Raw genomic sequence first — 273 nt, 5'->3', positions numbered from 1 at the left:
CCACCCTCCCCACACTGCGCCAACGCGTCCTCGCCGGCTACATCCTCGCCACCCCGTTCCTGCAGGCGTTCTCCGCGCTGCTGCTCCCGCTGTCGATCGCGACCATCGTCTGGCTCAAGGTGCCGGTGTTCGTGGCGATGCTCATGTACGCGCCGTTCGTGCCGATCCTCATCACCCTCGCGACGCAGCTGCTCGGGCTGCGCGAGTTCGCCCGCGCGTACCGGCAGAAGGTGCTCTGGCGGCACTACGCGTTCCTGCTCATCGGGGCGCCCG

Annotated in this window: 1 pseudogene; it reads left to right on the top strand. The window is 69.2% G+C overall.

What is annotated here, in order from left to right:
• Window positions 1-273: pseudogene (locus IEZ31_RS55810) on the top strand (glycosyltransferase); the annotation flags it as partial.

Origin of the sequence: Dactylosporangium sucinum (assembly GCF_014647515.1) — a bacterium.
GTDB classification, from domain to species: Bacteria; Actinomycetota; Actinomycetes; order Mycobacteriales; family Micromonosporaceae; genus Dactylosporangium; species Dactylosporangium sucinum.
This window is presented reverse-complemented; position numbering and strand designations above follow the sequence as displayed.